The 3,343-nt window shown below is 59.6% G+C and carries 3 protein-coding genes and 2 pseudogenes; 3 read left to right on the top strand and 2 right to left on the bottom strand.

Annotation, left to right across the window (positions count from 1 at the left end; translation table 11 throughout):
- Nucleotides 1–267: 267 nt before the first annotated feature.
- Nucleotides 268–1,463, bottom strand: a protein-coding gene (locus RMN95_RS12845; protein ID WP_309617302.1) for an IS3 family transposase whose coding sequence is annotated in 2 segments (ribosomal slippage) — nucleotides 268–1,176 and nucleotides 1,179–1,463 — 1,194 coding nt in all. Because the reading frame shifts where the segments join, the coding sequence is not laid out codon by codon here.
- Between the two features lie 177 nt (nucleotides 1,464–1,640).
- Between RMN95_RS12845 and RMN95_RS12840 the strand changes: the two genes are divergently transcribed.
- The 3 genes and pseudogenes from RMN95_RS12840 to RMN95_RS12830 form a co-directional block, all read left to right on the top strand.
- Nucleotides 1,641–2,324 carry a hypothetical protein gene (locus RMN95_RS12840; RefSeq protein ID WP_309617301.1) on the top strand — a complete coding sequence of 228 codons (684 nt, stop codon included), beginning with the start codon at nucleotides 1,641–1,643 and terminating at the stop codon, nucleotides 2,322–2,324.
- Nucleotides 2,325–2,377: 53 nt separating this feature from the next.
- Nucleotides 2,378–2,791: a hypothetical protein gene (locus RMN95_RS12835; protein ID WP_309617300.1), complete on the top strand. Its 414-nt coding sequence runs from the start codon at nucleotides 2,378–2,380 to the stop codon at nucleotides 2,789–2,791.
- Nucleotides 2,792–2,823: 32 nt separating this feature from the next.
- Nucleotides 2,824–3,001: pseudogene (locus RMN95_RS12830) on the top strand (IS3 family transposase); the annotation flags it as partial.
- A gap of 181 nt (nucleotides 3,002–3,182) precedes the next feature.
- Here the strand turns inward: RMN95_RS12830 and RMN95_RS12825 are convergent.
- Nucleotides 3,183–3,343 (bottom strand): annotated as a pseudogene (locus RMN95_RS12825) (IS256 family transposase); the annotation flags it as partial.

Genomic DNA, 3,343 nt, shown 5'->3' with positions numbered 1-3,343 from the left:
TGCAGGATTCCGTCTTCGTCGACGGTTTCGGCGGCGAGCGCGGGTGAGGTCGACACAAACCCCGTTGCGAGAAGGGCGACGGCAACCGAGATTGCAATGCTGCGACGCCCCGGGGGGACGATTGCTGAGAGTCGATCCAGTGTTTTCTGGGATCGTCCTTTTGACGCCATAGGACTTCCTTGTCTACTAATGGCTGTGTTTATTGCCACCCAAGCGGGCAGCTAGCTGACTCTCGGGTCTGCTGCACTGATTGGTGACAGTTTCTAGTCACGCAGCCAGGGCGGCTGGCGTGTTCATGATGGCCTCGAACTCGACCGGCGTCAAACGTCCCAGTCGTGCTTGTCGCCGTCGTCGGTGGTAGGTGCGTTCGATCCAGGTCACGATCGCGATCCTCAGCTCCTCTTGGGTGGTCCAGGATCTGCGGTTGAGAACGTTTTTCTGCAGCAGGCTGAAGAAGGATTCCATCGCGGCGTTGTCGCCGCAGGACGCGACCCGACCCATCGATCCGACCATGCGGTGGGAGGTCAGGGCGCGCAGGAATCGCCGACTTCGAAATTGAGATCCCCTGTCGCTATGGACCACGCAACCGGCAACATCCCCGCGCATCGCGACCGCATTGTTCAGCGCGTTCACGGCCAGGCTGGATTTCATTCTGGAGTCGATGGAGTAGCCGACGATCTTGTTCGAGAATACGTCTTTCACGGCGCAGAGGTAGAGCTTTCCCTGATTGGTAGTCCGGTGCTCGGTGATGTCGGTCAGCCAGAGCTGGTTCGGGCGCTCGGCAGTGAACTCATGACGGACGCGTCCGTTCACGTCGACGACAGTGCAGAGATCGTCGTGGACTGCGGGGCCTGGTTTTCTGCCGTTGCGGCCTCGTTTCTTCCCGAACGCGCTCCACCACCCGTTGTCGCGACAGAGCCGCCAGGCAGTGCGGTCGGCCATCGCCTCGCCGGCCTGACGTGCTTCGTCTGCGAGGAGACGGTGCCCGAACTCCGGGTCGTCCTGGTGCGCGTCGAACAGCGCGTTCGACCGATAACCCTCCACGACCTCGCTGGGCGTGACCGGGCCCACCAGCCACCGGTAATAGGGCTGGCGGGAGAGCGTCAATACCCGGCACGTCACCGCGACAGGGATCCTGTCAGCGGCGAGCTCTTTCACGAGCGGGTAGAACCTTTTCCCGGCAGATTCGCCTGCGACAGATACGCTGCCGCCCGCCGCAGGATCTCGTTCTCCTGCTCCAGCAGCCGGATCCGCTTGCGCGCCTCGCGAAGTTCGACACCCTCCGTCCTGCTCTGGCCCGGTTTGGTCCCGTCATCGACGGCGGCGCGCTGCAACCATTTCTGCAACGTCATCGTGTGGACACCGAAATCTTTCGCGATCTGCTCGATCGTCACACCCGGCTCACGGCCGCGCGCGACTCGCACGACGTCGTCTCGGAACTCTTTCGGATAAGGCTTAGGCACAACAACATCCTTCCAGCCCACCCATCAGGGCAAGCCAACTCAGATGTCACCTAACCGTGCAGCAAACCCACTGACGAACGCTAAGCGAACTAATGTGACCTTCGGCACATATGGCTCTCTCTTTTCCATGGGTTGACTAGGCGTCGGGGGAGTTGCCCCCAACTGAAGGAGGCTAAGTTGAAAAAAAGACTCACAGGCGGCCTACTAGCCGTAGCCGTAGCGCTTGCACTCGGCGTCACTCCGGCGATCGCCGATAACGCGCCGCCGGCCGGACTCTCTCCTGCGGTTGAGCAAGACCTAGTTGTCCTTCCCGCAGAACTTCTCGCTTACGGTTTTAGCGAAGAAGAGGCGGCGGCGGCGCAGACGCTTCTCGACGCTTTGTCGCCCGAGCAACTCGCCTTCCAAAATCAACTCCGCCTGGAACAAGATAAGGTCACGTCTTCCGCATTGGTTGGAAACTACTTCAACAGTTTGGGTGAATGGGTTCCCGGTGATCCGGATGGCGAAGGTCCTCTGACGGAGGTTGTTGACGCACCAATAGTGAATCTGAAAGGCGGTGGGTCCACAGACACGGTGCCGCAGGTCCCCTGCCAATCTGGCGATTATCACGTGAAGTTCTACCACAGCGAGGTGGCCGGATACTTGTGGCGCTGCTACTCCGGGCTCGGAAGTTTGACGGGAATATCCATTCCAAGAGTGAAGTCACACTATGGTGGCGGCTACGAGTCGCGTTTGTTCTATCACCACAACGGAAACTACTTTTGGTCCGTGTGGCGTATAGGTTACACCGAGTACAACTTCGACGAACTGCAAATCTACGGAAGTGTGACCGGCTACGGCGTCGAACGACGTCAGCCGTAAGACTATGAGGTCGAGGGGCGTTGTCCCTCGACCTCATTCGATCGGAGCATTCAGTGAACGAAACAAGCGACACAGATCAACTTCGGGAGCCCGGTGTTGAACCATCTATACGCCGAACACGCACCAAGGTCGTGTCCTGTACTCTTGTTGGTATATTCGTTCTCGGCGTTGGATTGGCAATCTTCAACCAGATTGATGCGAATTCCTCTGAAGCCTCCAAGCCGGAGGCCTTCCAGGATGATCCGCGCGTGCTCTCCGCCGCATGCGAAGATTCGAAGATCAACGCTGCGGTCGAAAAGGCCATTGACTTTAACGCGGAAACCAGCGAAAACGGCCTACTAGCACTCCCTAGCCAGGTCCCCGCGGGAGCACGGGGTGCGCAAGCCGCAACTTGGAACGCTCTGAGTGAGGAAGATCGGCAATTCCAGCTGTGCCTGCACCTGAAACAAGACGGCGTCTCTGAGTAGGAACTCGTGTTAACGCTGACCGAAAATATGGCGACTCACGGACGAAATCCAGCCTCGCGGTCAACGCTGTGAATTAACGCGGTCGCGATGCGCGGGGATGTTGCCGGTTGTGTGATGCACAGCGACAGGGGATCCCAATTTCGAAGCCGGAAGTTCCTGCGCGCGCTGGCCGGTCGCCGGATGGTTGGATCGATGGGTAGAGCCGCGTCCTTCCCGAACACGCTCCACCACGCATCGTCACGGCAGATCCGCCACGCTGTCCAGTCAGCCATCGATTCACTCGCGTCTCTGGCTTCGTCCGCGAGCAGGCGGCGCCTGAACTCCGGGTCATCACGATGCGCATTAAATAGGGTCAAGTCCCTTGTGGTGGTGTAACTTTTGATTCTTCCTTTTAGGCGCTGAGCGCCATGATGGTGTCGGTGTTCACCTCGCCTTCGGTGTTGGGGAGGGCTCGCATGCGTGAGCGGGCCAGGACGTCGAGTCCGAGGTAGCGGCGTCCCTCAGCCCACTCATCGGTTTGCTCGGCGAGGACGGCGCCGACGAGGCGGATGA

Origin of the sequence: Salinibacterium sp., from assembly GCF_031364185.1 — a bacterium.
GTDB lineage: Bacteria > Actinomycetota > Actinomycetes > Actinomycetales > Microbacteriaceae > Rhodoglobus.
The sequence above is the reverse complement of the archived record's forward strand: the minus strand, read 5'-3'. Positions and strand labels throughout refer to the sequence as shown.